General features: G+C 48.3%; 1 protein-coding gene. It reads left to right on the top strand.

The window, feature by feature from the left end:
- Positions 1-660, top strand: a 660-nt coding sequence (locus R7Q48_RS28010; RefSeq protein ID WP_318133568.1) for a MotA/TolQ/ExbB proton channel family protein, incomplete at both ends; no start/stop codon positions are given.

Genomic DNA, 660 nt, shown 5'->3' with positions numbered 1-660 from the left:
GGTGACGCAGTGAACTATTTGCGTCAGCCAGAAAATGGTCCGACAGCGAGCGCATTCACCAACGGCGAATTGGATTCGTTAGTCATTGATCCATCGCGTGGCATTCTTTTAGAACAACTAGCGAACTCGCCAACGCTGAAAGATCGTCTAAATGCGGGTGGCGTAGTTGGCCAGATCAGCCTTGTTCTATTAGCGATTGGTTTGATTATCGCGTTGGTTCGCGGTGTGTCTCTTTTCATTGCTCGCCAAAAAATCGCGAAGCAGCTAAAGAATCCAACCAAAGCAGAAGATAACCCTCTAGGTCGCGTTCTTTCTGTTTATCAAAACGACAAACATCGAAGTGTCGAAGCATTAGAATTGCGTCTACTTGAGGCGGTGGTTGATGAGCAAACGCACCTTGAAAAAGGACTATCGATGCTCAAACTGCTTGCAGCGCTGGCACCAATGTTAGGTCTGCTAGGTACGGTAACTGGCATGATCGAAACATTCCAAGTGATCACTCAGTTTGGTAATGGCGATCCAAAAGTCATGGCGGGCGGTATTTCGATGGCGTTGGTGACAACGGTTCTCGGTTTGGTAGCCGCAATGCCACTGCTTCTGGCGCATAATGTGCTGAGTTCTCAAGCCGAGAGCATTCGCAACATTCTAGAAAAGCAGGGT

The sequence above is a fragment of the Vibrio sp. 378 genome (assembly GCF_033339435.1).
This window is presented reverse-complemented; position numbering and strand designations above follow the sequence as displayed.